This window comes from Labrys sedimenti, assembly GCF_034424805.1.
Classification (GTDB): Bacteria; Pseudomonadota; Alphaproteobacteria; order Rhizobiales; family Labraceae; genus Labrys; species Labrys sedimenti.
This window is the reverse complement of sequence record NZ_JAXOUF010000002.1, coordinates 387149-413606: the sequence shown is the minus strand read 5'-3', so window position 1 is coordinate 413606 and position 26458 is coordinate 387149. Positions and strand designations below refer to the sequence as shown.

The 26458-nt window shown below is 65.4% G+C and carries 26 protein-coding genes; 12 read left to right on the top strand and 14 right to left on the bottom strand.

The features are described 5' to 3' along the window. Nucleotides 1–28 precede the first annotated feature (28 nt). Nucleotides 29–1510 carry a sulfatase-like hydrolase/transferase gene (locus U1R88_RS08380; protein ID WP_322430832.1) on the bottom strand — a complete coding sequence of 494 codons (1482 nt, stop codon included), beginning with the start codon at nucleotides 1508–1510 and terminating at the stop codon, nucleotides 29–31. A 548-nt stretch (nucleotides 1511–2058) separates the two neighbouring features. Then, entirely contained in the window at nucleotides 2059–2970 is a 912-nt protein-coding gene (locus U1R88_RS08375; protein WP_322430831.1) for an arginase family protein, read from the bottom strand. A 202-nt stretch (nucleotides 2971–3172) separates the two neighbouring features. On the opposite strand from U1R88_RS08375, the gene U1R88_RS08370 reads away from it, so the two are divergent. Continuing rightward, nucleotides 3173–3847, top strand: a complete 675-nt coding sequence (locus tag U1R88_RS08370) for a response regulator (protein ID WP_068296399.1) — start codon at nucleotides 3173–3175, stop codon at nucleotides 3845–3847. Further along, nucleotides 3837–5231 carry a sensor histidine kinase gene (locus U1R88_RS08365; protein WP_322430830.1) on the top strand — a complete coding sequence of 465 codons (1395 nt, stop codon included), beginning with the start codon at nucleotides 3837–3839 and terminating at the stop codon, nucleotides 5229–5231. The genes U1R88_RS08370 and U1R88_RS08365 overlap by 11 nt, the downstream gene beginning before the upstream one ends. A 101-nt stretch (nucleotides 5232–5332) precedes the next feature. On the opposite strand, the gene U1R88_RS08360 is transcribed toward U1R88_RS08365, so the two are convergent. From U1R88_RS08360 to U1R88_RS08350, 3 genes are all read right to left on the bottom strand, one after another. Continuing rightward, nucleotides 5333–6208: an ABC transporter permease gene (locus U1R88_RS08360; protein WP_068296404.1), complete on the bottom strand. Its 876-nt coding sequence runs from the start codon at nucleotides 6206–6208 to the stop codon at nucleotides 5333–5335. Between the two features lie 13 nt (nucleotides 6209–6221). Then, on the bottom strand, nucleotides 6222–7052 hold the full coding sequence (locus tag U1R88_RS08355; protein ID WP_322430829.1) for an ABC transporter ATP-binding protein: 831 nt from the start codon (nucleotides 7050–7052) through the stop codon (nucleotides 6222–6224). 166 nt (nucleotides 7053–7218) lie between these two features. Next, the gene (locus U1R88_RS08350; RefSeq protein WP_322430828.1) at nucleotides 7219–8220 is read right to left on the bottom strand and encodes an ABC transporter substrate-binding protein; all 1002 of its coding nucleotides are present in this window, start codon (nucleotides 8218–8220) and stop codon (nucleotides 7219–7221) included. 193 nt (nucleotides 8221–8413) lie between these two features. Here U1R88_RS08350 and hisS point away from each other — a divergent pair, with 193 nt between their 5' ends. The 3 genes from hisS (at nucleotide 8414) to hisG (ending at nucleotide 12160) form a co-directional block, all read left to right on the top strand. Then, complete coding sequence (gene hisS / locus U1R88_RS08345) at nucleotides 8414–9889, top strand: histidine--tRNA ligase (RefSeq protein WP_322430827.1); 1476 nt, start codon at nucleotides 8414–8416, stop codon at nucleotides 9887–9889. A gap of 169 nt (nucleotides 9890–10058) precedes the next feature. Continuing rightward, on the top strand, nucleotides 10059–11174 hold the full coding sequence (locus tag U1R88_RS08340) for an ATP phosphoribosyltransferase regulatory subunit (protein ID WP_322430826.1): 1116 nt from the start codon (nucleotides 10059–10061) through the stop codon (nucleotides 11172–11174). Continuing rightward, nucleotides 11174–12160 carry an ATP phosphoribosyltransferase gene (gene hisG / locus U1R88_RS08335; protein WP_322431358.1) on the top strand — a complete coding sequence of 329 codons (987 nt, stop codon included), beginning with the start codon at nucleotides 11174–11176 and terminating at the stop codon, nucleotides 12158–12160. The genes U1R88_RS08340 and hisG overlap by 1 nt, the downstream gene beginning before the upstream one ends. Before the next feature lie 149 nt (nucleotides 12161–12309). On the opposite strand, the gene U1R88_RS08330 is transcribed toward hisG, so the two are convergent. From U1R88_RS08330 to U1R88_RS08295, 8 genes are all read right to left on the bottom strand, one after another. Next, nucleotides 12310–13227, bottom strand: a complete 918-nt coding sequence (locus tag U1R88_RS08330) for a dihydrodipicolinate synthase family protein (protein ID WP_322430825.1) — start codon at nucleotides 13225–13227, stop codon at nucleotides 12310–12312. Continuing rightward, entirely contained in the window at nucleotides 13224–14204 is a 981-nt protein-coding gene (locus tag U1R88_RS08325; protein WP_322430824.1) for an ABC transporter ATP-binding protein, read from the bottom strand. Before U1R88_RS08325 ends, U1R88_RS08330 begins: the two co-directional genes overlap by 4 nt. 1 nt (nucleotide 14205) lies before the next feature. Next, the gene (locus tag U1R88_RS08320) at nucleotides 14206–15216 is read right to left on the bottom strand and encodes an ABC transporter ATP-binding protein (protein WP_322431357.1); all 1011 of its coding nucleotides are present in this window, start codon (nucleotides 15214–15216) and stop codon (nucleotides 14206–14208) included. An 8-nt stretch (nucleotides 15217–15224) separates the two neighbouring features. Continuing rightward, entirely contained in the window at nucleotides 15225–16154 is a 930-nt protein-coding gene (locus tag U1R88_RS08315; RefSeq protein WP_322430823.1) for a dihydrodipicolinate synthase family protein, read from the bottom strand. An 18-nt stretch (nucleotides 16155–16172) separates the two neighbouring features. Then, on the bottom strand, nucleotides 16173–17054 hold the full coding sequence (locus tag U1R88_RS08310) for an ABC transporter permease (RefSeq protein WP_322430822.1): 882 nt from the start codon (nucleotides 17052–17054) through the stop codon (nucleotides 16173–16175). Between the two features lies 1 nt (nucleotide 17055). Next, nucleotides 17056–18015, bottom strand: coding sequence for an ABC transporter permease (locus U1R88_RS08305; protein ID WP_322430821.1), 960 nt, complete (start codon nucleotides 18013–18015; stop codon nucleotides 17056–17058). 218 nt (nucleotides 18016–18233) lie between these two features. Beyond that, complete coding sequence (locus U1R88_RS08300; protein WP_322430820.1) at nucleotides 18234–19811, bottom strand: ABC transporter substrate-binding protein; 1578 nt, start codon at nucleotides 19809–19811, stop codon at nucleotides 18234–18236. A gap of 49 nt (nucleotides 19812–19860) precedes the next feature. Continuing rightward, entirely contained in the window at nucleotides 19861–20601 is a 741-nt protein-coding gene (locus U1R88_RS08295; protein WP_322431356.1) for a FadR/GntR family transcriptional regulator, read from the bottom strand. 89 nt (nucleotides 20602–20690) lie between these two features. Here U1R88_RS08295 and U1R88_RS08290 point away from each other — a divergent pair, with 89 nt between their 5' ends. From U1R88_RS08290 to U1R88_RS08275, 4 genes are all read left to right on the top strand, one after another. Then, nucleotides 20691–21260: a Gfo/Idh/MocA family protein gene (locus U1R88_RS08290; protein WP_322430819.1), complete on the top strand. Its 570-nt coding sequence runs from the start codon at nucleotides 20691–20693 to the stop codon at nucleotides 21258–21260. 108 nt (nucleotides 21261–21368) lie between these two features. After that, nucleotides 21369–21659 carry a hypothetical protein gene (locus U1R88_RS08285; protein WP_322430818.1) on the top strand — a complete coding sequence of 97 codons (291 nt, stop codon included), beginning with the start codon at nucleotides 21369–21371 and terminating at the stop codon, nucleotides 21657–21659. After that, nucleotides 21656–22651: a Gfo/Idh/MocA family protein gene (locus U1R88_RS08280; RefSeq protein WP_322430817.1), complete on the top strand. Its 996-nt coding sequence runs from the start codon at nucleotides 21656–21658 to the stop codon at nucleotides 22649–22651. The genes U1R88_RS08285 and U1R88_RS08280 overlap by 4 nt, the downstream gene beginning before the upstream one ends. A 127-nt stretch (nucleotides 22652–22778) precedes the next feature. Continuing rightward, nucleotides 22779–23630, top strand: a complete 852-nt coding sequence (locus U1R88_RS08275; RefSeq protein ID WP_068286510.1) for an oxidoreductase — start codon at nucleotides 22779–22781, stop codon at nucleotides 23628–23630. A 79-nt stretch (nucleotides 23631–23709) separates the two neighbouring features. Here U1R88_RS08275 and U1R88_RS08270 read toward each other — a convergent pair whose 3' ends face one another. Next, nucleotides 23710–24204, bottom strand: coding sequence for a hypothetical protein (locus tag U1R88_RS08270; RefSeq protein WP_322430816.1), 495 nt, complete (start codon nucleotides 24202–24204; stop codon nucleotides 23710–23712). Nucleotides 24205–24505: 301 nt separating this feature from the next. Between U1R88_RS08270 and U1R88_RS08265 the strand changes: the two genes are divergently transcribed. The 3 genes from U1R88_RS08265 to U1R88_RS08255 are packed head-to-tail and all read left to right on the top strand — an operon-like array spanning nucleotide 24506 to nucleotide 26408. Then, complete coding sequence (locus tag U1R88_RS08265; RefSeq protein ID WP_322430815.1) at nucleotides 24506–25129, top strand: Maf family nucleotide pyrophosphatase; 624 nt, start codon at nucleotides 24506–24508, stop codon at nucleotides 25127–25129. After that, nucleotides 25126–25341, top strand: coding sequence for a DNA gyrase inhibitor YacG (yacG, locus tag U1R88_RS08260; RefSeq protein ID WP_322430814.1), 216 nt, complete (start codon nucleotides 25126–25128; stop codon nucleotides 25339–25341). The genes U1R88_RS08265 and yacG overlap by 4 nt, the downstream gene beginning before the upstream one ends. Continuing rightward, on the top strand, nucleotides 25338–26408 hold the full coding sequence (locus U1R88_RS08255) for an Ldh family oxidoreductase (RefSeq protein WP_322430813.1): 1071 nt from the start codon (nucleotides 25338–25340) through the stop codon (nucleotides 26406–26408). Before yacG ends, U1R88_RS08255 begins: the two co-directional genes overlap by 4 nt. Nucleotides 26409–26458: the final 50 nt, after the last annotated feature.

Genomic DNA, 26458 nt, shown 5'->3' with positions numbered 1-26458 from the left:
CTTTCCGGTCCACACCTTGGGATATCCTTCAGGACCCCAGATGTCCGGGTTCCTTGGGCACCCCTTTCAGCGAGAGATGTTCCGGCAGCTCGGCCGGCGAGCCGTCGCTGGCATAGTGGGAGATCTGATACTGGTCGTCCGGCAGGCGCTCGACCTTCATATATTTGGCCTGGCCGAAGGGCATGGTACCGTTCACATAGAAAATTGACGGATCATATTGCTTGGTTGCGACCGTCTTGCCCATCGCCTGGGCCGTCAATTGCATGAGCTGGAACTGGGTGGGACGGTCGAGCTGGCGAAAGGCATTGGCGATCGCCGAATCCGGCCTGTTGGTCATCAGCATCACCGGCACCACCGCCGTGCGCAGGTGACGGATCAGGTGTCCCCACAACCCATCCTCGCCCATCAGCTCGTTGTGGTCGGACGTGACGAAGATATAGACTGGGTCCTTCTCGGCCAGCATCGTGGCGATGATGTCGCTGGTGCTGCGGTCCCAGCACTGCAGGCCGGTGTCATAGCGCGCGCGCCGGGCTTCGTCCGCGCTCCCGTCTGATGGCGTGAACACCTGGAACTCGCCCGCATACTTCTTGCAATTGTCGAGATAAGGCTCGTGATCGGCCCGCTGATGGACATAGATGAAGCGCCGCTCCGCCGGCGGCACATCCTTGACGTCGTCGGCAAGCGACTCCTCGGCCGATTTTTCGGCCGTCTCGTCATAAGTCTCCACCGTCTTGGACTGCCGGGCATACCGGGCTCCGCCGGCGATCTGCATGGTGTGGATGGCTTGAGCGGAATAGTAATAGCTGGCAAAATCGCCATCCTTGGCGATGTCGAAAATGTTCACCGGCTGCCGTTCCGCCAGATTGGGAAAGTAGACGAGCCTGAGGGCCGAGGGAACACTGGCCAGCGTCGCCACGCCGCCGGAAAAGCCGATCTTGGCGAACATCCGCCAGCCTGCCGGCGGCTCCCTGAACAGATGATCGAGGCGCGGCGTGGTCTGCCGCGCCGCGCCAAACAGCGACATCCGCACCGGATTGATGGATTCACCCATCACGAACACGACGGTCGCCCGGCCCTCCGGCACCTCGGCCTTGCCGAACACATGATCGGCCAGGCCATTCAGGGAAGCCGGCGGCGCGGGCGCCCGGCTCGCACGATAGGCCAGGACGCCAGCATTGGCGCTGGAAATGAAGGAGGCGGAATAGGCATTGGCCTGCACCACGCTCGGCAGTTTGTGCAGTTCCCAACGTGCCGCGACACCACCAAGGGCCGCAACGAGCAAGAGAGAAAAAGCCCAGGATCGACCGCTCCGCAGCGGGCGGATCAGCGTGACCACCGCGAGCAGGACAGCCGTTGCCAACGCCAGGAGCAAAGGCAGGAGGAATTCGCTCTGTACCTGCAAACCGGTCGAAACAGAATCGGCCGTATCGCTGAAAAACAGCCTGACCTGTTCGGGCGTGAGCGGCGCTCCGAAATATACCAGCGAGCTCAGCCAAATCGCCTGGTTCAAGAACACCAGGGCGATAATGAGTATTCTGAACCAAGTCCCAGCCGAGAGGGCGAAAAGCACCGAAAATGACAATAATGTTACAAAATATTCCTTCGTTCTGAATGGAGAAATATCCCACCCAAAACAAGAAAACATTACATCAGGAATACTCAGAATCGCCGCAATCAAGGCAATTTCTAGCACCTTCTTAGCAAAAATTCGCGAAAATAAAGTCATGTAAACCGCATAAATGGAAATTATGTTCTTAGGCTCAAGGCACCGGCCGAGAGCATCTGTATCGGTCCGATCGAAGATTTAATCCAGATTGCTTAAAAACAGAACAATAATGACAAAAATAGGAACTGTTTCGCGCGACGTCCAGACGGCAATAACGAGCTGTCGCCTCGGCGCTACGCCTGCTAGCCTTCAGTCCGTCAAACTCCGGAGATCATCGTGGGCGGATTTGGAATCATACATTGGCTCATCCTGATCGCGCTGCTTGTCGTGTTCATCTATGTCGTACGCATCGTCACGCGACGTCGCTGAGCCGCCGCGCAGCTCCGCGGGATTCAGATTTCCGCCGTCAGAGCCTCGACGAGCCATTCGACCAAGGCCTTTCCGGCGACATATCCGGGATCGCGGCTGGGATCGTAGATCGTCACCTGCAGGCCCAGAGCGCGGCGTTTCAGGGCAACGGTGAGCAGCGCCGCCGCCTCCTGCCAGTCGAGGCCGTCCGCCTGCGGGGAGTCGACCGCCGGCATCAGCCTGCTGTCGATGGCATCCACATCGAAATGGATCCAGAATCCCTCCCTGTCGGCATCGATCTGTTTCAGGGCCGAGTCGACGCAGGCTGCAATCCCTTCGCTGCGAAGCCGCTCCAGAGGCCTGTAGACCATGCCGGACTCGGCGATATCGGGAATGGGAGCCGGAGGCGCCCCTTCCCGATAGCGATTGGCGAGGGCCGCAACGCGCCGTGTGGTCACATAGGGCCAGCGTCCCTCCAGATCCGTCAGGGCCGAAGGCCCCCATCCCGTCGCCAATGCGAGATCCATGCCGGCGCCGCCGCCCGTGGCCGACTGCTCGGGCAGGTAGAAATCCGTATGGCCGTCAACATAGAGGAGGGCTGCCTCGCGCTGCCGCGCCAGGCCGAGCATCGAGCCGATCAGGATGCTGCAATCGCCGCCAAGGACGAGAGGAAAGCACCCGGCCTCGACGACTTCCTCCACGGCATCCGCCAGCCGGATGGAATAGTCGGCAATGGCATCGATGTTACGGATGTTGACCCTGCGTTCGTCATCGCGTCGATAAGGCGGCGGCTCCACCGCGACGACACGCTCCACGGTCAGCCGGTCGTACAGCCCGAGTTGGCGCAATGTCGCCGGAGCATGGCGCGTTCCCGGTTCCACATCGCCACCCAGCGGCATCAGCCCGAGATTGCTGGGCGCCTCGATGATGACCAGGCGCCTCGTCGTCTTCCCCATGCCGGATCCCGCGGTTGTGTGTTTGGCCGTCTTCTCGGCCGATACCCTCCCCTGCTTTTCGGATCCGGGCAAGAGCCCCCCGGCAGCAGCCAATGCCGTACCGAATGCGAATGCCGGTCTGCCGAGCCGAGAAGCATTTGCTCTTGCCTCGGCAGACCCCATAGAGTTGCGGCTCTTCTTTTCAGCCGTTCGGACCCGGCCCATGCGCATTCTGTTGGCGGAAGACAATCGCGATCTCTCCGAATGGGTGAGCCGGTTGCTGCGCCAGAGCAAATATACGGTGGATTGCGTCTATCGCGGCGACGAGGCCGACGTGGCCTTGCAGTCGCAGGAATACGCTCTCGTCATTCTCGATCTCGGCCTGCCCGAGATCGACGGCATCGAGGTCCTCAGGCGCCTGAGGGGACGGGGGAACCGGACTCCCGTGCTGATCCTCACGGCCAACGACGCGCTTTCCAGCCGCGTGCGCGGCCTCGACAGCGGGGCGGACGACTACCTCGTCAAGCCCTTCGAGGTCGAGGAGCTGGAGGCCAGGATACGCGCGCAATTGCGACGGGGCCGCAGCACGCTGGAGCAGGTCGTCAGCTTCGGCCCACTCTCCTTCGATACCCAGTCGCGCAGCTTCAGCCTGGCCGGCGCCAGCTTCCCGGTGACGCCGCGCGAGCATGTGGTGCTGGAGACATTGCTGCTGAGTGCCGGGCGCCCCGTGCCCAAGGAGCGGCTGGTGGAGAACGTCTTCGGCTTCGACGACGAAGGCGGCCCCAGCGCGATCGAGGTCTATGTCCATCGCGTGCGTCGCAAGCTCGAGGGCAGCGATGTCGGCATCGTCACCCTGCGCGGGCTCGGCTATATGCTGCGGCAGATCCATGCCGGTTAGCTGGCATTCGCGCAGCCTGCGCCGGGAACTGCTCGGCTGGCTGCTGCTGCCGCTGGCAGCCGTGGTGGCGTTCAATGTCTGGACCACCTACCGCAACGCACGCCAGACCGCCGACCTCGTCACCGATCGCATGCTGCTTGCCTCAGCGCGAATGATCGCGGAGAACGTCCGCGAGAGCGACGGCATCTTCCAGGCTCCCATTCCGCCGGCGGCCCTGGAAATGTTCGCGAGCGAGGACCGCGATCGCGTGATCTACCGCGTGAACGGGCCGCGCGGCGAATTGCTGGCCGGCTATCCCGAGACATTGCCCCCGCCGCAACAACCGAGCGGCTTCCAGCATGTCTACTTCACCGGCATGCATCGTGGCGAACCCGTGCAGGCCGTCGCCCTTTCGCAGCCCGTGGTCTCCACCAGGGGCGGCGAGGCCCTGGTCGTCGTCGGGCAGACGCTGCGCGGCCATGACAGGCTGGTCAAGAGCCTGTGGCTGAAGACCCTGCGCGACGAGGTCCTGCTGGTCGCCGTCGCCGGACTACTTGCCTTGTTCGGCCTGCACCGGGGCGTGGCGCCGCTCCTGCGCCTGCGCGACGAAGTGCGCCGCCGCGACCCGCAGGCGCTGGAGCCGCTCGACACGGCCCATGTCCAGACCGAATTGAGACCCCTGGTCCTGGCCCTCAACGAGGCCCTGGCGCAGGTCGAACGCCAGGTCGCCGCACAACGCCGCTTCATCGCCAATGCCGCCCATCAATTACGGACCCCGCTGACGCTGCTGAAGGCGCAGATCGGCGTCGGCAAACGCGGTTCCGACGTGGCGGCCGCCCATGAGGCCCTGGCCGGCATCGGCACGACCGTGGAGGGCATGACGCGCCTGTCAAACCAGCTTCTCAGCCTGGCACGCGCCGAACAGGGAAGCACGCTGCTTCATCGCGAAAAGGTCGATTTCAACGTCATCTGCCGCGAGGCCGTGGAAAATCTCGCGATCATGGCCATGGAGCGCGACATCGATCTCGGTTTCGACGGCGCTCCCGCCGCGCTGCCTGTCAGCGGCCATGCCACGCTGCTGCGCGAGCTTGCGACCAATCTGATCGAAAACGCCCTGCGCTACACGCCCAGGGGCGGCACGGTCACGGTAAGGCTGCGCGCAGCGGGCGGCGCGCGCGTGGCCTTGCGGGTCGAGGACAGCGGCCCCGGCATCCCGCCGGAGGAGCGCGAAAAGGTGTTCGAACGCTTCTACCGGCGACTGACCAGCGGCGTCGAAGGCACGGGACTGGGGCTGGCGGTGGTGAAGGAGATCGTCTCCTCCCATGAGGGCACCATCACCCTGCAGGACCGAGTACCGTCGCCGGGCCTGGCCGTGGTGGTCCTGCTGCCCGCTTTCGACGGATGATGCCGACAGCGTTCGCCCCCGGGGATGGACAAAAAAGCGGGCGGAGAAATCTCCCCGCCCGCTTTCCGCAACATCGTATCTAAGAGGCCCGCGTGTCCGGCTCAGTGATCGGACAGAGGCTTGGGCCGCCATTTGGCCAGGCTCTGCTCGACACGTCCCATCAGCGCACCGGCGGCCAGCACCACCAGCATGATGATGATGATCGCGGCCGCCACGCCCGGCCCGTCGAACGAGCCCTTGGCAATGGCGATCAACTGGCCGATGCCGAGCCGGGCGCCGACGAACTCGCCGACGATCGCGCCGGTGATGGCGAAGGAATAGCTGACATGCAGGCTGGCGAAGATCCAGCTCATGGCCGAGGGAATGATCACCGCCCGCGTGAGCTGCCAGGGCCTCGCCCCGAGGATCTGGGCATTGGCGATCAGCGAACGATCGGCCTCGCGCACGCCCTGGAAGGCATTCTGGAAGACCAGGAAGAACACCATCACGAAGGACAGCGCCACCTTCGAACCGATACCCAGGCCGAAGATGATGATGAAGACTGGGGCCAGGACCACGCGCGGGATCGAGTTGAAGACCTTGATGTAGATCGAGAAGATATCGGCCAGGAAGGCATTGCGCCCGAGCGCCACGCCCACCAGCACGCCGGCGATGGAGCCGAACACGAAGCCGATGGTGGCTTCCTCGACGGTCACCCACAAATGGTACCAGAGCGGCGTGCCATTGGCCCCCTCTGTGATCCACTGCCACAGGCGCACCACCACCGTGCTCGGCATGCCCAAAGCGAGGTCGGTCATCCATTCCAGGCGGACCGCAACTTCCCACAGGCCCAGCAGGGCGACGAGAAGCACCAGGCGCCAGAACAGGACCCAGGCGCGGCGGGCCCGCGCGGCCTTGGCGGCGGCCGCCTCAATTTCCGCGTCGGAGGTGCCGGGGCGGAATTCGGGAGCCTTGGGAGAAAGTGCTGCATCGCTCATCGTCCATCTCCTCTCAGGCAGCTTCGGACGCGCGACGGTTGGAGGTCTGAACCTCCTCGCGCAGGTCGTTCCAGATCAGGCGGGAATAGTCGATGAAGCGCTGGTCGTAGCGGATCTCCTCGACGATGCGCGGGCGCGGCAGGTCGACCGTGTAGACGGACTTGACCGTGGCGGGGCCGGCGGTGAGCACATAGATCCTGTCGGCCAGTGCGATGGCCTCGTCGAGGTCATGGGTCACGAACACGACGGAGGCCTTGGATTCGTCCCACAGTTTCAGCAGCACATCGTGCATGACGACGCGGGTCTGCACGTCCAGCGCCGAGAAGGGCTCGTCCATCAGGAGGATCTTGGGCTGGTTGATGAAGGTCTGTGCCAGGGCGACGCGCTTGCGCATGCCGCCAGAGAGCTGGTGAGGATAATGGTTCTCGAAGCGCTGCAGGCCGACGCGCGCCAGCCATTCCCGCGACTGGGCATAGGCCTGGCCCTTCGGCACGCCGCGAAACATCGGTCCCGCTGCGACATTGTCGATGACGTTGCGCCAGGGAAAGACCGCATCGGCCTGGAAGACGAAGCCGACGCTGGGGTCGATGCCGTTGACCGCCCCGCCCATCACGCGGACCTCGCCGGCGCTCGGTCGGGCGAGGCCCGTGACGAGGTTGAGCGTGGTCGACTTGCCGCAACCCGTCGGCCCGACCACGGCGACGAACTCGCCACGCTCGACCGTCATGGAGAAATCGCGGATCGCGGTCATCGACTTGCCGGTCGGGGTGACGAAGCGGCGCGTGACATTGATGAGTTCGATGGCGGGCGAGGAGGCCGACGCCGTGGGCACAGCTTGACTCATGCTTTCCTCCTTGAGGGAAAAGCCACGGGATAGGACGAGGCGATTTGTGATTGGCCAGAACGGCCCAAAGGCTCGGCACGCCTTGGCGGGACCGCAGCGGCCCGCGTGCCGGAGCCGGGGAGCAGCAGTCCGTTCGCGGCCGCCGCTCCCGGGAAATGCCGTCCGGCTATTTCACGTTCTTCACAAACTCGGTGGTGAAGGTCTTGGAGAGGTCGATCTGCTTGCCCTGCAGTTCCTTCTTGAAGCTCTGCAGCACGGATAGCACCGTCTTCGGGCCGTCCTCGGGCATCACACCATCGGCCGTGAACATGCCTTTGCCCGCTTCCAGGCCCTTGATGTAGCCGTCCTTGTCGTCGCCGTAGAATTCCTTCGGCATCTTCTCGGTGATCTCGGCGGCCGTGTGGGTGTTGATGAAGCGCAGGGTCTTCACGAAGGCGTTGGCGAGCTTCTGGACCTCATCCTTGTTCTTCTCGACCCAGGCCGTGGGCATATAGAGCGACGCGGCCGGATAGGTGCCGCCCAGGGCTTCTTCCGAGCCCTTGACCGTGCGCATGTCGATCAGCACGCGAGCGGTACCCGATTTGAGCATGCGTCCGATGGTCGGCTCTGTGGTCATGCCGGCCTGGATCTGGTCCTGCTGCATGGCGGCGATGAAGGTGGCGCCGGCGCCCACGGGCAGCGTGGTGAACTCGTTCGCCTTCACGCCCGCCTTCTCGGCGAGATAGAGCGTGAGGAAGTTGGTGGAAGAGCCAAGGCCGGTGACGCCGACATCCTTGCCCTTGAAATCGGCCGCCGACTTCAAATCCGGATACTTGCTCGAAGCCAGGATGACCTCGCCCGGCGCCTGGCTGAACTGCACCACGGACTGCACGAACTTGCCCTTGCCCTGCAGGTCGACGCAGTGGTCGTAGAAGCCGACCACGCCCTGCACCGTGCCGGCAAGCATCTCCGTCTCGGCGTCGACCCCGGCGGTATCGTTGAGAAGCTCGACGTCCAGGCCCTCGTCCTTGAAATAGCCCAGGCTCTCGGCGAGCTTGGCCGGCAGGTAGATCTGTTTTTCATAACCGCCGACGACGATGACGATCTTCTCGGCCGCCTGGGCGGCAGGTGCCAAGCCCATGATGGCGGCAAAGGCGGCGGCGGCAAGCAAGGTGCGTCTGCTCGGCATGATCTCTCCTGTTGCGTTTCCTGTCCCTCCTCCTTCTCGCAAGCGGATGTGCGGGAGGGCTCGGTCCTAGGCATAAAGCAGCCAGCTTTCAGCCAGCTTACAATCGGCGCAACAATGACAATCCTGCATTCCATTCTTGCCCCAACCGGTTTTGCTGCCTAAACAGCGGCAAGAATTTTGAAGGTTTGCAGCGATGTCCGGCGAGAAGAAGCAGAAATTGAAGGCAAGGCAGGCACGCGGTTTCATCGACCGCAATGCCGGCGAGATCGCGGCCACGCGCGCCATGGTTTCGGTGATCCAGGAAGTCTATGAGCGCTATGGCTTCGACCCGGTCGAAACGCCTTTCGTCGAATATACCGACGCGCTCGGCAAGTTCCTGCCCGACCAGGACCGGCCCAATGAGGGCGTGTTCTCCTTCCAGGACGATGACGAGCAATGGCTGTCGCTGCGCTATGACCTGACCGCGCCGCTCGCGCGCTACGTCGCCGAGAATTTCGACGCCCTGCCCAAGCCCTATCGCAGCTACCGCGCCGGCTATGTCTTCCGCAATGAGAAGCCCGGCCCCGGCCGCTTCCGCCAGTTCATGCAGTTCGACGCCGACACCGTGGGCTCGGCCTCGGTCGCGGCCGATGCCGAGATCTGCATGATGGCCGCCGACACCATGGAAAAGCTCGGCATTCCGCGCGGCTCCTATGTGGTGCGCGTCAACAACCGCAAGGTGCTCGACGGCATCATGGAGGCGATCGGCCTCGCCGGTGACGACAATGCCGGCCGCCGCCTCACCGTGCTGCGCGCCATCGACAAGTTCGATCGGCTCGGCCTGGAGGGCGTCAGGGCGCTGCTGGGCACCGGCCGCAAGGACGAGTCCGGCGATTTCACCAAGGGTGCCGGGCTCGACGACAGCCAGGCGCAGACCATCCTCGACTATGTGGCGGGACAGAGCGGCTCCAACGCCGATACGCTGGCGCGCATCCGCCCGCTGGTTTCGGGCTCGACTGCGGGCAGCGAGGGCGTCGAGGAACTCGCCCGCATCGCCGAACTGGTCGAGAAGTCTGGCTATGGCACCGACCGCATCCTGATCGACACCTCGATCGTGCGCGGGCTCGAATATTACACTGGCCCCGTCTATGAGGTGGAGCTCACCTTCGAGGTCAAGGACGACCAGGGCCGGCCGGTGCGCTTCGGCTCGGTCGCCGGCGGCGGACGCTATGACGGCCTGGTCGCCCGCTTCCGCGGCGAGCCCGTGCCGGCAACCGGCTTTTCCATCGGCGTCTCGCGCCTGCTCTCCGCCCTGACCGCCCTCGGCCGCGTCGACACTACCGGCGTCGCCGGGCCCGTCGTGGTCTGCGTGATGGATCAGTCGCGCCTCGCCGACTATCAGACGATGGCCAGCGAATTGCGCCAGGCCGGCATCCGCGCCGAGGTCTATCTCGGCGGCTCCGGCATGAAGGCCCAGCTCAAATATGCCGACCGCCGCAAGGCGCCGATCGCGGTGATCCAGGGCTCGGACGAGGCCGAGAAGGGCGAGGTCCAGCTCAAGGACCTGGCACTGGGCGCCGAAATGGCCAAGGCCATTGCGGACAACAGCGAATGGCGCGAGGCGAGGGTCGCCCAGCGCCTGGTGCCGCGGGCGGAGCTGGTGAAGGTCGTGAAGGAGATGCTGGGGTAGTTCCCGGGTGCGCGGACGTCTCGTCCGCTCTTCCTTTCTGCATTGCTCCATTTCCAAGAGCGGACGAGACGTCCGCGCACCCGCGACATAAACCTCGTTTGCCCTTTCCAGTCGCACCCCGGGCCCTGCCCTGCTAGAAGACCCCCGACACTCAACATGGACCGCCGGCATGCCCCATCCCGCCTATGAAGCCTTCGATGCGCTTGCCTCGCGCTCGGGCTATCAGCTGGTCGACCCGCCGATCCTGCAGCCGGCGGGCCTGTTCCTCGATCTCCTCGGCGAGGACATGCGCCGCCGCGCCTTCCTGACCACCGATGCCGAGGGGCAGGAATTCTGCCTCAGGCCGGACTTCACCATTCCGGTGTCGCTGCATCATCTCAAGGCCGTGAAGGCCGGCGGGGTCGGCGCCTATGCCTATCGCGGTCCGGTCTTCCGCTTCCGCACCGACGGCCCGAGCGAGTTCCTGCAGGCCGGCTTCGAGAATTTCGGCCGCAACGACAAGCCGGCCGCCGATGCCGAGATGCTGGCCATCGCCCTGGAGGCGGCCGGCGATCTCGGCCTTGCCCAGCCGGACATCCGCATGGGCGATGCTGGCATCGTCACCGCCATGCTCGATGCCCTCGACCTGCCGCCGGTCTGGCGGCGGCGGCTGGCCAGCGACCTCAGGCGTTCCAAGGATCTCGACGAGGATCTCGCCCGCCTCGGCAGCGCCGCCCCCAAGAACGGCGCCGCCGCCTATGCCGGCTTCCTCGCGGCCCTCGAAGGCTCGGACCCCGGCTCGGCCCGCGCCGCCGTCGCCGATCTCCTGTCGATCGCCGGCATCCAGCCGATCGGCGGACGCAGCGTCGACGAGATCGCCGACCGCTTCCTGGAACAGGCGGCGCTGTCCTCCGGCCTCGGCGTCGATGCCGACAAGGTGGCGATCACCCGGCGGATCTTCGCCGTCAGCGGCGATCCCGACAGCGCCAGCGCGCAATTGCGCACCATCGCCGATGAAGCGAGGCTCGACCTCAACGCGGCCCTCGATGCCTTCGACGAACGCACCGGCTTCTTCGCCGCCCGCGATATCGACGTGGCCGCCATCAAGTTCGCCACCGGCTTCGGCCGCCGCCTTGACTACTATACCGGCTTCGTCTTCGAGCTCACCGATCCAGCCGAACCGGAAACGGCTGCCCGTGTCGGCGGCGGACGCTACGACCAGTTGATGGCGCAGCTCGGCGCCGCCGAGGCCGTGCCGGCGGTCGGTTGCTCGATCTGGCTCGACCGGTTTGGCGGAGACGCATGATGACCAACCCTGCCCTTTCCCCGCTGCTTCTGGGCATTCCGTCCAAGGGCCGGCTGCAGGAAAACTGCACGTCCTTCTTCGAACGCGCCGGCATCCGCTTCGTGCAGGAACGCGGCGCGCGCGACTATCGCGGCTCCGTGCCCGGCATGGACGATGTCGAGGTGCTGTTCCTCTCCGCCTCCGAGATCGCCGGCCAGCTCGCCTCGGGCGCCATCCATTTCGGCGTCACCGGCGAGGACCTGGTGCGCGAGAACATTGCGCGCGCCGATGAACGCGTCACCCTGCTGCAGCCGCTCGGCTTCGGCCAGGCCAATGTCGTGGTCGCGGTGCCGCAGGCCTGGATCGACGTGCGCTCCATGGCCGACATCGAGGACGTCGCCGCGAGCTTTCGCCAACGCCATGGCCGTCGCCTCAAGGTCGCGACCAAATATATCAATTTGACCCGCGCCTTCTTCTCGGCGCATGGCGTCGCCGACTATCTGATCGTCGAGAGCCTGGGCGCCACCGAGGGTGCACCGGCCTCCGGGGCGGCCGACCTCATCGTCGACATCACCACCACCGGCTCCACCCTCACCGCCAATGCGCTGAAGGTGATCGAGGACGGCGTCATGCTGAAGAGCCAGGCCAATCTGGTGGCTTCGCTCGGTGCCGACTGGAACGAGCGGGCCCGTGCCGGTGCGGCTGCCATGCTTGGCCGCCTCGCCGCCAAGGCCAAGGGCAGCGCCCAGCGCGAGATCCGCTGCATCCTGCGCGGCGTCAACCAACAGCATCTGCGCGATGCCGGCGATCTCTTCGGCGCCAGTGCTCCTTTCAGCCTGCCGGCGCAGGGCCAGCCCCTTACCTTCCTGGTCCCGGCCGGACAGGTGTTCGACTTCGCGGCCTGGCTCACGGCGCAAGGCGCGGCCTCGATCGCGGTGACCAGCCTCGATTTCGTTTTCGAGCCGCAGAGTGCGCTTTACGCGGAGCTGGAGAAGAAGCTTGGATAGATAGGGGAGCCGATCTCCAGATCGGCATCTTCCTTCCTCGCAAACGCTAAGTTTCCAAGATGGTCGATCTGGAGATCGACCCTCCAATCCCGCGCTAGTCCCAGCAAATGTTGGCGGCTGACCGAGATATCCGGCCCTCCCCCAGGAAGTTACGCCTCGAACAGTTCCGGCAGAAGGGCTCTGGCGACAGGCTTCAGCCTCTCTGCCTCGCTGTGAGGAATCCAGCGATAGGGTCGCCTCAGGCGCGGGCCGACGGGGCCCCAGTCCCCGATCGCGGCGAGGAGCTTGTCCAGCGCGGCGTTGGAATAGCCGTGATCGCGCCGGAACGGCACGATGTGCTCGTCCATGAAGCGGCAGAGCCGACGCTCCAGATCGAGTGCCGCCTCGATGTCTTCAGCCATGCCGTCGGTCCAGGCCTGGGCACCGCAGGGGCTGAGGCAGGCGACGTTGGAAAAGGCACCGGCTGCCACGCCCGCCTTGACCCCGGTGGCGAGATAATGACCGGGAACGAAAAGCGCGACGCCGGCCAGATGCTGGCGCGCAGCCGCGTACCAGGCTTCGTCCCCATCGGCGAGCTTGATCGCCTCGACGGCCGGGATCGCCCGCACCAGCCCGCCGAGTGACTCCGGCGACAGGACCCGCTTGGCATGCGGCGGATTGTAGAGCACCAGCGGCAGGTTCCGCGCCGCCGCCGCCATCATCGCCAGGAAATCGATCGCCTCCCCGTCGGTCACCGGCCACCAGTCCGGCAGGATGATTTGGATCGCCGCCGGCTGCAGCCCGGCCGCCCGCCGCACTCGCTCCAGCGACTGGCGGGGGTCGCCCTGGCAGGCGCCGATCACGAAGGGCATGCCGGCCGCCCGGCATTTTTCGGCCAGCAGAGCCTGGATCGCCTCATATTCGGCTTCGGTCTGGTTGTGGAATTCGCCGGCCGTGCCGTTGGAATAGATGCCGTCGACGCCAGCAGCGATGAGGATGTCGATCTCCTCGCCAAGGCCGCCGAAATCGATAGCATCGTCCGGTGTGATCGGTAGCAGCAGCGTGGCCCAGTTGCCGCGAAGGGTCATAGGCTGATGTCCTGTCGGATGCAGGCCTTGAAATGGCCGGGCTCGACTTCCTCGAGCTGTGGGATCTCACGGGCGCAGGCCTCGATGGCGTGGGGGCAGCGGGTCCGGAAGACGCAGCCCGACGGCGGATTGGCGACACTGGGAATATCGCCCTTCAGGATCTGGCGTTCGCGCGGCCGATCGGGATCCGGCTCTGGAATCGCCGAGAGCAGCGCCTTCGTATAGGGGTGCCTGGGCGCCTCATAGAGCCGGTCGCAGGGGGCGATCTCCATGATGCGGCCAAGATAGAGCACGATGACGCGGTCGGCGATGAATTCCACCACGGCAAGATCATGCGAGATGAACAGCATGGTCAGGCCGAGGCGGGCCTGGAGGTCGCGCAGGAGATTGACGATCTGGGCCTGGATCGAAACGTCGAGGGCCGAAACCGGTTCGTCGGCCACGATCAGGTCCGGCTGCAGGATCAGCGCCCTGGCAATGCCGATGCGCTGGCGCTGGCCGCCGGAGAATTCGTGGGCGTAGCGGTCGAGGGCATCGGGCGGCAGCTCGACGGCTTCGAGAGCGGCGCGGGCCTTGTCGAGGCGTTCGCGGCGCGTGCCGATCGCCTGGATGTTGAGCCCCTCGGTTAGAATCTCGCCGATGGTCATGCGCGGCGACAGGCTGGCGAAGGGGTCCTGGAAGATATATTGCATGCGCCGGTGCTGGCGGCGCAGATCCCCAGGCGAGAGGCGCGCGATGTCGCTGCCGTCGAACATAATCTCGCCGGCGCTCGGCTCGATCAGCCGCAGGATCGAGCGCCCGATCGTGGTCTTGCCGGAACCGGACTCGCCGACCAGCCCGACGACCTCGCCGCGCTTCACCTCGAAGGAAATGTCGTCGAGCACCCGGACGGGCGCGGCGCGGCCGAAACCGCCGCCATACTGCTTGGCGAGGCCGCGCACGCTGAGAAGCGGTGAGCCGGAAGGGGACGTCTCCATCTCACAACTCCTGCGAACGGATGCAGCGGCTGGCATGATGAGGCCCGACTTTCGCCAGAGCGGGCATGGCTTCCCGGCAAGCCGGTAGTGCCAGGGAGCAGCGGGCGGCGAAGGCGCACCCTTGCGGCATGGCCGCGAGGCTCGGTACGGCGCCGGGGATGGCGGCGAGGCGCCCACCGGCCTTCTTGAGCCGGGTCGCCTCGCCCAGCCGCGGCACCGAGGCGAGCAGGCCCTTGGTGTAGGGATGCCGCGGACGCCGGAAGACCTCGCGAACGGGGCCCTGCTCGACGATGCGGCCGGCATACATCACGGCAACGCGATGGGCGATTTCGGCGACCACGCCGAGATTATGCGTGACGAACAGCACGCCCATGCCGTTCTCCGCCTGCAGGCGCTGCAGGAGATCGAGGATCTGGGCCTGGATGGTGACGTCGAGCGCCGTGGTCGGCTCGTCGGCGAACAACAATACCGGATCGCAGGCGAGCGCCATGGCGATGGTGGCGCGCTGGCGCATGCCGCCGGAGAGCTCGTGCGGATATTGGCGGGCCCGCCGGGCGGGATCGGGGATGCCCACCTTGTCGAGCAGCCCGACAGCGGCAGCCATGGCCGCCTTGCGCGGCTGGCCCTTGTGCACACGGATGGGCTCGGCGATCTGGTCCCCGATGGTGTAGACCGGGTTGAGGCTGGTCATCGGCTCCTGGAAGATCATGCTGATCTCGTTGCCGCGGATGTGCCGACGCTCCTCGGCATCGAGCGTCGTGAGATCGCGCAGGGCACCGCTCCTGCCTCGGAACCGCATGCTGCCGCCGGCCACCCGCGCGATCTTGCCGGGCAGCAGCCCCATGATGGACTGGCCGGTCACCGATTTGCCGGAGCCGGACTCACCCACTAGCGCCAGCGTTTCGCCGATGCCGATGGCGAGGTCGAGATCCGACACCGCCGGCACTTCGCGCCCACTGACGCGGAACACCGTGCTCAGGCCTTCGATGGCGAGGATAGGCTGCGCGGCCATCGCCATGCTCAGCTCAACAGGCCGGTCTGGCGCAGGATTGTCTCGATCGTGGCCGCCTCGGCTTCGTTCAGCGCCCGCTGCGGACGCGCCATCTCATTGGTCTCGATGATGCCGAGCCGGCGCATCGCCGTCTTGAAGGCGCCGACGCCGGCCGAGCCGGCGCTGACGCGCGGCGCGGCGACCCAGACCATCTCGAACAGGCGGCAGAGGCGCTCCTGCTCCTGGCGCGCACCTGCCCAGTCCCCCTTGCGGCAGAGGTCGTAGAGCCGGACATAGCCGGCGGGATCGACATTGGCGAGGCCGGGCACGATGCCGTGGGCGCCCATGAGCAGGGCACTGTCGCAGACGATTTCCGAGCCGGTCATCATCATGATCTCGGGACGGTCGGCGAGATCCATCAAGGCATAGCGGAAATTGCCGTCGTCGCCGCTGGAGTCCTTCAGGCCGACGATGCTGCCCTCGCGGGCCAGCGTCACCACCGTGTGGCGGTCGAGCTTGAAATGCACGCAGACCGGGATGTCATAGGCGACCACCGGCACGTCGATTGCCTGGCGCAGATAGCGGAAATGATCGATCACCTCGGGCGCGCTGGTGCGGGCATAGAAGGGTGCGGTGGCGACCACCGCACTCGCTCCGATCGACTGCGCCGTCCTGGCATGGGCGATGACGCGATCGGTGGTGGGGTCGACGACGCCGGCCAGCACCGGCACCCGGCCATTGACGGTCTCGACCGCGAATTCCAGCACCTTCCGGCGCGTGGCCTCGTCGTGGAAAACCACCTCGCTGGTCGATCCCAGCACGAACAGGGCATGCACGCCGCCGGCGATCAGGTGCTCGATCACCCGCGCGAAGGAGGGATAGTCCACTTGGAGATCGGCGGTCAGGGGCGTAACGACCGGCGGCACGACGCCGTGGAACAGGGGGGATGCGGAGGACATGGAGAACCTTCTCTGCAGTCAGTTGAGTTCGGAGCGAGGATCGAAGGCGTCGCGCAGGCCGTCACCGACGAAATTGATGGCGAGCACGGTGAGGACGAGGGCGCCGCCGGCGAACAGCCATTGCCAGGGGTATTGCTCCAGCACCACGGTGCTGCGGGCCGCATTCAGCATGTTGCCCCAGCTCGCTTCCGGCGGCGGGATGCCAAGGCCGAGGAAGGAGAGGCCCGCTTCCAGCAGGATGGCTGCGGCGAACTGCAGGGCGGCATAGACGACGAGGATGTCGATCGTGTTCGGCAGGCCATGCCGCCAGAGCAGATGGCCGAGCGAGGCACCCATGCCGCGCGCGGCGATGACGAAGTCGCGCTCGCGCAGTTCCATCAGCCTGGCCCGTACCATGCGCGCCAGGATCGGCCAGGACAGCAGCGAGATCACGGCAATGGTGGAGACGATGCCGGCGCCAGTGATCGAGGCGATCACCAGGAGCAGGATCACCGGCGGCAGCGTCATGGCGAGATCGACCAGGCGCATGATCACCGCGTCGGCGACACGCCCCGCCATGGCGGCGAGCGCTCCGATGACATAACCGATGACCAGCGAGATCACCACCGAGCTGCCTGCCACCAGCAGGGAGATGCGGCCGCCGCGCAGGACGCGCGCGAGAATGTCGCGTCCGACACCATCCGTTCCGAACCAATGGGCGGCGCTGGGCCCCTTGTTGATGGCCAGGAGGTCGATGTCGTTGGGCTTGTAGCGCAGCAGCCAGGGATGGAAGACCACCAGCGCCAGCATGACCAGCAGGATGGCCAGGCCGACAAGCGTGACATTGTTGGCGGCAAAGCGCCTCATCGCCCGCGCGAGCGGACCGTTGCCACGGGACCGGAGCTGTGTCGAAAGCGCCATCTCAGGCAACCTTGATGCGCGGATCGACGGCCGCGTAGGCGACGTCGGTGAGGATGTTGACGACGATGACGCAGGCGCCCACCACCAGGGTCGCACCCATGATCACCGGATAGTCACGCGTCGACACCGCATTGACGAGCAGCAGCCCCATGCCGGGCCAGTTGAACACGCTTTCCAGGAAGATCGCGCCCCCCACGGCGATGCCGATGGTGGAGCCGATCAACGTGACCACCGGCAGCAAGGCGTTGCGCAGCGCGTGCTTGACGATGACCCAGAACTCCTTGACGCCCTTGGCGCGGGCCGTGCGCACATAGTCCTGGTTAAGCACCTCCAGCAGCGAGGCGCGCATGTAGCGCATGATCAGCGCGGCATGGCCGATCGAGAGCAGGAGAGCCGGCAGGATAAGGTGGCGCAAGAGGTCCGCTACCGAGAAGGGCGCGCCCGGGGTGAGCATGCCGCCCGACGGCGCCCAGCGCAGCAGCACCGAGAAGACGTAGAGACCGACCAGGGCCGTCAGGAAGGCGGGACTGGAGATGCCGAAGAAGGCGGCGATCGATAGGCCCACATCCGTCGGCGAGTTGCGCCTGACGGCGCCGAGAATACCGGTGGCGATGCCGACGACGATGGCGATCGCCAGGCCTGCTCCCATCAGCAGCAGTGTCGGTCCGATACGGTCGCCGATCAGGCCCAGCACGGTGTCGCCATTGCGCTGCAGCGAGAAACCCAGGTCCCCCCTGGCGGCGCTGGCGAGCCAGGCGGCGTATTGCACCGGCAAAGGCCGGTCGAGCCCGAGCCGGCTGCGCACGGCTGCCATTTCCTCCTGCGACATCGCGACATTCGGATTGATATAGGCGTCGATCGGATCACCCGGCGCCAGGCGTAGCAGCACGAAGACCAGCAGGCTGAGGGCGACGAGCATGGCGGCCCCGACCAGCAGGCGATTGAGGTAATAGCGCAGCATGGCGTTCCTCGTTGGGAGCGGGGTTTGATCTATCGAGGTTCCAGGATGGCGCGCGAGAATCCTTCCCCGACTTCGGGGAAGGTGTCGACGCGTAGCGTCGACGGAAGGGGGAGAGTGGCGTAGGTGATCGGAAGAAGGCGAGACCGCACCACCCTACCCCACCCGAGCCGGCTCTGCCGGCCCACCCTCCCCGAAGTCGGGGAGGGATTCTCGCCTCTCTATTCCACCGCCCATTTCTCCGGGTGAGCCGCATACGGCCCTCCACCGGGAGCGGGCAGCCACACGAAATTCTTGAGCTTGCTCGAAGCCACGCCATAGCGGTTGGCGACCCAGAGCGTCGCCCAGGGCAGGTCCGCATTCATCGCCTTGCACACCGCCTGGTAACGCTCGGCCTGCTTGGCGTCGTCGGCCTCGTTCAAGGCCGCATCGAAGGCCCCACTCACCGAAGCCATCTTGATGCGCAGGAAATTAGCGCCCTGCGGCGGGATCTGCTTCTCGTTGAGGCCCATGTTGAGGCCGCCGGGATCCGGACCGTTGCGCAGGCCGGCATAGACGAGCGGGAACTGGGACCAATCCGGCTTCTGCGCATAGATGGTGCCGTTATAGGTTGGCGTATCGACGGCGCGCGGCACCACATTGATGCCGACCTGGGACAGCATGGCCTGCACGGCGGCGAGCACGTTGGTGGCCTGCGGCGTGTTGTAATAGGTCAGCAGGGTGATCGGCTTGTCGCCATTGATCTTGTCCCAGCCCGCCTCGGCCAGCAATTGCTTGGCCTTTTCGGGATCATAGCCATAGGGATCGAGGCCGGCGGGTTGGAGCCGGTCGGCGACATAGCCGCAATTGGCTGTCTTGGCGGCCCCGCCATACAGGCTCTGGACGATCGCGTCGCGATTGATGGCATGCATCACGGCCTGGCGCACCTTGAGGTCCTTCCACAGGGGCGCCTCCTGGTTGAAGCCGAGATAATTGACCACGAAGGAATTGCCGTCGATGACGCGATAGGCATCGTTGCCCTTGAAGGAGGCTGCGTCGTCGGCCTCCACATAGCTGAAGCTGATCTCTCCGGCGCGCAGGGCCGCCACCGCCGCCGCCGTATTGGCGAAATAGCGGTTGATGATGCGTCCCGTCACCGGCTTGCCGCCGCGATACTCGTCATTGGCGGCGAGCTCGACATATTGGTCGGTGACATAGCGCGAGAACTTATAGGGGCCGGTGCCAACAGGCGTCTTCGACCACCAGGGGTTCTTGGCGAGCGTCTCCGCCGGAATGTCCTTGAGCGCGTGCTGGGGCAGCATCATCAACTGGGTCAGCGTGTCGAGCAGGCCGGCATTGGGGCCCGACAGCTTGAGGACCACGGTACGGGGATCCGGGGTCTCGACCGCCTGGATCGCCGCCAGGCGGGCGGCGAAGACCGAACCGCTGGCGCCGTTCTTGGCGGTTTCGACGGTAAACTTCACATCTGCCGAGGTGAAAGGCTGACCGTCATGCCATTTGGTGTCGGCCAGGGTGAAGCTGTAGGAGAGCCGGTCGGCACTGACATCGAACTTGGTGGCCAACGCCCCCTCGATCTTCTCCAGCTTGCCGTCATAGATGACTAGAGGCTCGAAATAGAGATTGAGCCAGGTGAAGCCGCCGGTGGCCGCCAGCGGGTTGAAATTGCCCTGGAACCCACCCGGACCGACGTCGAAGGCCCCGGTTATCGCAGCGCCATCCGCAGCCAGGGCCGGTTTGGCGGCGGGCATCGCCATGATCGTCGCGGCCAAAAGCGCGAACGCAATCTTCCTCAGTGCCATGATCTCTCCCCTCGTCTGTCTCTTCTTGTTTGGTCGTACCGCAAGCCTCTCAATCGGGCGTCGGCGTGGTCTTCCTGGTCGCGAGCAGGCGGGCGATGCCGTCATAATGCTGGTCGAGGCGGCTGCGAGCAGCCTCGACGTCCCGCGCCGCCACGGCGGCATAGATGTCGTAATGGTCCTGCCAGGTGGCCATTGGATCGATATTGGCCAGGTTGACGAAATCAGATGCCTTGTAGAAGGCGAGCCAGAACACATCAATCAGGCTGGTCAGCATGCGATTGTCCTGGCAGCGGAACAGCAGATTGTGGAAACGCTGGTCCTCGGCGGCAAAGCTCTGGTTGCGCTCGGCAGCCTGCCGCATTTGCTCGACCGTCTGGCGCAATTCCTCGATGTCATCCTCACCGATCAGCGCGACCGTCTTGGCGATCAGGCCGACCTCGAGCACACGGCGAATCTCGAGCACCTCCTCGACCTCGCGCAGGGCCCCACCCAGGCCATAAGCGAGATTGTCGAGCAGCGGCGCGAAGGAAAAGGCCTTGACGAAGACGCCGATGCCACGGCGCGTCTCCAGGATACCGACCGACTCCAGCGCCTTGATCGCCTCGCGCACCGAATTGCGGCTGACGCCCAATTGCTGGGCGAGGAAACCTTCCGGCGGCAGCGCCGAGCCGGGCCCGAGCTGGTTGTCGGCAATATAGCTCTTCAGGCTCTCCTGCACAGAGACATGCAGGAGCGGCGGCCGGTCGAGCGGCTTGATCGACTTCACCTTGCCTGCCCCTGCCGCATCCACAGCCACCAGCCCTCGTTGTCCGTGGCTTGATAGTGATTGACTTGTAGGATATCTGTCAAGTCAATCTTTAAACCGCGGAGGAAATGGCCATGCGCATCGCCCTGGCCGGCGTCGGACATTGGCATGCGGCCATGCACCGGGAGGCCGCCCACCAGGCCGGCGCAACCATCACCGGGGTGTGGGACGAGGATGCCGACGTCGCGGCGCGCTTTGCCTCGGCGAACGGCCTCGAACTGCACGCCTCCTTCGAGGGCCTTGCCGCGACCCGGCCGGACCTGGTGGTGTTGATGGGCAGGCCAGCGGGTCTGGTCGAGCGCGCAATCTCGCTTGTCGATGCGGGGCTCGCCGTGATGCTGGAAAAGCCGGCTGCACTGGGAGCATCCGAACTCGAACCGCTCAGGGATCGCGGCCGGCGGGGCGCCTTCATCGCCGTGCCGCTTCCCAATCGCTGCAGCCCGATCTGGCCGCGTATTGCCGAACTCGCCGCCGCCGGCCGGCTCGGCGGGCTTTCCCACGCCCAGTTCCGCATCGTGAACGGACCGCCGGAGCGCTACCGGATCGACGGCGTGCCCTGGCTACTGGCACCGCAGACCAGCGGCGGCGGCGCCCTGCGCAATCTCGGCATCCATGGCGTCGACGCCGCGCTGGCCCTAGCGTGAGATGACGGGCTGGAACTGGTTTCCGCCTCCCTCGGCCATCTCCATGGCGAGGCCGTCGAAGACTACGCCGTCCTCACCCTGCGCAGCGACCGGGGACTGATCGTCACGGTGGAGGCCGGCTATACCTATGCCTCGATGGCACCGGGCGGCGACTTCGAATGGCGTGTCTCCAGTGCAAACGCCTATCTCGTCGACCGCGGAGATCATTGCAGCACCACGACGCTCGACGATGCGGCCGTGCGCGGGGAACCGCCCCTGCTGCCCGGTGAGCGCTACAAGGCCTTCATGGCGGATACGCTGGCCCGGCTGGCACGCGGCGCAGCCCCTCTCGTCGGCATCGAAGACTATTGGCGGGCCATGACGCTGATCGACGAGGCCTATCGGAGGGCGACGGCATGATCGGTATCGGCATCATCGGGGCCGGCCATTTCGGCGCGGTCCATGCCAGGGCTATTGCGGCGATGCGGGGCCTTCGTGTCGCGGCCATATGCCGGGAAGACGCCGCAGCCGCCCGGGTGTTCGCCCACGAACATGGCGGCAATGCCCACACCGATTGGCGCGCCTTGCTCGACGACCCCGCGGTCGACGCCGTCGTCATTGCCACCCCTCATCATCTCCACGCTGAAATGGCGGTGGCGGCGGCCCGGGCCGGCAAGCACATCCTCCTGGAAAAGCCGATGGCACCGACACTCGCCGAATGCGACGCCATCAATGCTGCCGCGCGACAGGCCGATATCCGGCTGATGGTCGGTCATGTCATGCATTTCGCTCGTCCTTGCCTCATCGCCCGGGAGATCCTCGACGGCGGCACGCTCGGCCGGCCGGTGCTCGGCTCGAGCTGGATGATCAAATTGTGGATGGAAGCCAATCGGCGTCCCTGGCATCTTTCCCACGTCACGGGTGGCGGCATGCTGATGACGGCCGGCATCCACGCTCTCGATCGCCTCGTCTGGCTGATGGGCAGCGAAGTGGCCGCGGTGAGCGCTCTCTCCGGCACCTGGTTCCACCAGCAGGAAGCCGATGACAGTGCCTTGATGCTGCTGCGCTTTGCGGATGGGCGCATCGGCCAGGTCGCCAGCGTCGGCTATCGCGACGGCACCGTAAGCTTTGCCATGGACCTCGTCTGCGAGGACGGCACCCTGCGCATCGATTTCGAAAACGGCGTTTCGATCGGGCGCGGCGGCAGCTGGACACCGATCGCCCATTCCGCCGATCCGGATTGGATGCAGCGCGCGGTCGAGGCCGAATGGCGGGCCATGGCAGCCGCCATCGAGGCAAGCGCGCCGGTTCCCGTCGATGGAGCCTATGCACGCCATCTGATCGCCTGCCTCGACGCCGCCAGCCGAGCCAATGCCGAAAGGCGGGAGATCACGCTGGCCCGACCAAGCTGAAAAATGCGATAAAGAGCCGGCTATTCATCAGGCAGGCTATACGGCCTGTATGTTTTTACCCAGGTTATTGAGCAAGAGTGTTGGTTCTATGTAAGATGCCTTACCTTTGCTTTCCAAAGAGATTGTCATGTCAGAAATTGCAAAGCCCGTCTGGTTCATCACCGGCTGCTCCACCGGCTTTGGCCGCGAACTGGCGCGCCACACGCTTTCGCTGGGCTATCCGACCGTCGTCACCGCCCGCAATCCCGCCCAACTCGAGGACTTCGTCATGGAGTTCGGCGATACGGCGCTTGTGCTCAAGCTCGACGTGACGAAACAGGCCGATATCGATGCTGCCTTGGCCGTGGCGCTGGACCGGTTCGGCCGCATCGACGTCCTGGTGAACAATGCCGGCATCGGCTATTTCGGCTCGCTCGAAGAGAGTGACATGGCCGAAGTCCACAAGATGTTCGACATCAATGTCTGGGGCCTGACGGCGATGACGCGCGCGGTGCTGCCGGCAATGCGCCAGCAGCGTTCGGGCACCATCGTCAACATCTCCTCGATCGGCGGCCTGCGCGCCCCGCCCTCCGTCAGCTTCTACACCGCCACCAAATTCGCGGTCGAAGCCCTGTCGGAATCGCTGTCGCAGGAAGTCGCGCCCCTGGGCCTCAAGGTGCTGATCGTCGAACCCGGCCCGTTCCGGACCGACTGGGCGGGCCGTTCCGCCAACGAGGCACCGCAGACCATCGCGGCCTATCGCGAAACGGCGGGCGTTCGTCAGGGCCAGATCCGGGGCAATAGCGGCAAGCAGCCGGGCGATCCGGTTCGCGCCGCCCAGGCGATCGTCAAGGCCGTCGAGGCCGAGAATCCGCCCCTGCGGCTGCTGCTCGGCAAGGCAGCTCTCGAAGGCGCCCGCATCAAGCTGTCCCAGCTCGCACAGGACTTCGACGCCTGGGCGGCAGTGACCGAGGGTGCCGACTATCCTGAAGGGCAATAGGCGAAACGGTAGCGCCACGTTTCGCCGCCAGCCTTGAATGGCGAAGACGCGTCGAAGCCGGACGCGCCTTCTCGACGATCTAGCGGTAGCGTGTCACGCATTGCATCAGCGCACTCAGGGCTGACGACGTACCATTCAGGGTAACCGAGAAGGACTTGTTGCCGCGAGGCTGGAAATAGAGAACCCGACCGGCCCGGATCTCCTGGAAGAGCTGCGTGGAATCGGCCAGCGGAATCAGCAGCCGGGTCGGCGCCGTGGCTTTGGCGCCGCTGGCACGCGAACGGTAATTGTCGACCCAATAGGTCACGTCGCCTCGCGAATCCCTGACCCAGTTCCAGTTGGGATTCTCGATGACCATGCCCCAGGCCGCTTCCCGCGTCAGCAGGAAATGCACCGCCGCGCCCCTCGAATACTTGCCGCTGGAAGCACAATATTCAAAGCGGCCATTGCTGGCATTGGCTTCGATCACCCATTGCCCCATGTCGTAACGGCCGATGACCTCGCTTCTCGCGCTTCCGGCCGCGAGCAGAGCAATACTCGCCGCCGCCAAAGCGATACAACCTCTATGCTGCATGCCAGCCCCTTCCCCATCCACGATTCAATCGAAATCATTGGAGGTCATTCGGGCATGTTGACATGCCGCGCAAATTGTCCTCGGCCCCTCGCAATGAAATACATAGCACGGCATTTATATTTGCCGGGTGCGTTAATATAGATGCGACATCAACTTGTGTTCCCTACGGAACTTTTTGCAAGCCGGCGACGCCTCTCGAAGGATGCCCTCCTCCTGGAGGCAGGCCGCGATCCAACGGGATCGGTTCTATTTCTCAGCCGACTCTGGTCCAAACACGACGAATCCTGCTATTGCGCCTGTCATGACTGAACGTCCCAAGCTCGTGCTCGCTTCCGCCAGCCCGCGCCGCCATGCCCTGCTCGAGCAGGCAGGCTGCGAACCGGATGCGTTGCTGCCCACCGATATCGATGAAACGCCCAGGCGCGGCGAGGCGGCGCGCATGCTGGTGCAGCGCCTCGCCAGGGGCAAGCTCGAAACTGCCCTGACGACCCTTGCAAGCCGGCCCGATCTCGCAGGTGCCTATACGGTGTCGGCCGATACGGTGGTGGCCTGCACCGGGCGCATCCTGCCCAAGGCCGAAACGCGGGAAGATGCCGAGGCCTGCCTCAGCCTGCTGTCGGGCCGCAGCCATATCGTGATGACGGGCGTCGCCGTCGCCGATCCGCACGGCACCATCCGGACCCGGCTGGTGGAGACGCGGGTACGCTTCAAGCATCTGTCGCTCGACGAACTCAATGCCTATCTCGACTCCAACGAATGGCACGGCAAGGCGGGCGGATACGCCATCCAGGGCCTGGCCGGCGTATTCGTGCTGCGACTAGTCGGGTCCTACACCAATGTCGTCGGCCTGCCGCTCTATGAGACGGTGAGCCTTCTCGAAGGTGCGGGCTTTCCGGTCCGCGGCAGTTGGAGGGACGAATTGTGAGCGAACCGAGCCCGACCCCTCTCGTCAAGCGCAAATGCCCGATCTGCGGCAAGCCCAGTGTCGAGGCCAGCAAGCCCTTCTGCTCCAAGCGCTGCGCCGACATCGATCTGTCGCGCTGGCTGAAGGGTGTCTATGCCATTCCCGGCGAAGAAGCCGACCAGATCGATCCCGATGACCGGGATGATTATCCGAAGACAGAGCGTGACCGATGAGCCAACCGCAGCGTTATACGAGTAGCAGCCTCGAAGCCTTTCTCGAATCCGCCCTCCTGGCCGGTGGGGCCGATGCCCCCTCGGCACAGGCCGCTACCCGCGCCATGATGCATGCCTCGCGCCTCGGCGTGGACAGCCATGGCGTCCGGCTGCTGCCCTATTACCTCTCGGTGCTGGCCAGTGGCGAGATCAACGGCCATCCCCAACTCGAAGTGCAGCGCGGCGAAGGCGCCACCGCCGTTCTCGATGCCGATGGTGCCATCGGACACCTGGCCTGCTACCGGGCCATGGAAGTGGCCGTCGATATCGCCAGGACGCAGGGCATCGGTGCCGTCACCATTCGGCGTTCCTCCCATATGGGCGCGGCCGGCGCCTATCCGATGTGGGCAGCCGAACAGGGCTTCATCGGCCTGCTCACAGCCAATTCCGACGCGGCCGTGCGGCTGTTCGACGGGCGCGACGCCTTCCACGGCACCAGCCCGATCGCCATCGGCGCACCGGTGCCGGGCCAGCGCCCCTGGCTGATGGACATGGCGACCAGCGCAATTCCGCAGAACCGCGTGCTGCTCTATCGTTCGCTCGGCCTCACTCTGCCGCAGGGCGTGGCCGTGGACGAAAAGGGCGTCAACACCACCGATCCGGAAGCTGCCCGCGTGCTCTCGCCGGTGGGCGGCGAGCAGGGCTTCAAGGGCGCGGCGCTCGCCGGGCTGGTGGAGATCCTGTCCGCTCCCCTCACCGGCATGGCGCTCTCCACCGAACTGGTGCCGATGTATGGCCAGCCTTCAACCGGCGCCCCGCGCGACATGGGCGGCTTTGCCCTCGCCATCAACCCCTCGGCCTTCATCGCCCCCGAGATCTACGGTGCGATCATGACGCGCTATCTCGCCAATATCCGCGCCGCCGTGCCGGCCGAAGGCGCGACCGGCAAGCCGATGGCGCCGGGCGACCGCGAATGGGCGGTGGAGGAAGAGCGGGCACGCAAGGGCGTGCCCGTCGACCCCGTCAGCGAAGAGGCTTTCGTCGAACTCGGCAGCAAATATGGGCTGACTTTGCCGCAGAAGGCGTGAGGCGGAGCGCGGACATCCTGTCCGCTCTTGCTTTCCTGAGAACGGGGCAT